Annotated in this window: 1 protein-coding gene; it reads left to right on the top strand. The window is 51.0% G+C overall.

Annotated elements, in window-relative coordinates:
- Window positions 1-586: IS5 family transposase (locus ACTHS4_RS11570; RefSeq protein WP_440365974.1), on the top strand; the 586-nt coding region annotated here is incomplete at both ends.

Genomic DNA, 586 nt, shown 5'->3' with positions numbered 1-586 from the left:
TACAGCACCTTATGCCGCTACCGCAACTGGCTGGCGCAAGACGACACCCTGTCCGAATTGCTGGAACTGATTAACCGACAACTGGCCGAGAAAAACCTAAAAGTAGAGAAGGCATCCGCCGCCGTCATTGACGCCACCATTATTCAGACTGCCGGCAGCAAACAGCGCCAGGCCATAGAAGTCGATGAAAAAGGACAAGTCAGCGGTCAAACCACACCGAGTAAAGATAAAGATGCCCGCTGGACAAAGAAAAACGGTTTATACAAACTCGGTTACAAACAACATACCCGTACCGATGAGGAAGGCTATATCGAGAAATTGCACATCACCCCTGCCAATACCCATGAGTGCAACCACCTGTTGCCTTTGTTGGGGGGCATTGCCGAAGATACGACCGTCTATGCCGATAAAGGCTACGACAGTGCGGAAAACCGACAACATCTGAAAGAACATCAGTTGTTGGACGGCATTATGCGCAAGGCCTGCCGCAACCGTCCGCTGACGGAGGCGCAAACCAAACGCAACCGATATTTGTCGAAGACCCGTTATGTGGTTGAACAAAGCTTCGGTACGCTGCACCGTAAAT

Origin of the sequence: Neisseria sp. P0014.S009, from assembly GCF_051958155.1 — a bacterium.
GTDB lineage: Bacteria > Pseudomonadota > Gammaproteobacteria > Burkholderiales > Neisseriaceae > Neisseria > Neisseria flavescens_C.
Note: the sequence above shows the minus strand (reverse complement) of the source record. Positions and strands in the feature narration are given on the sequence as shown.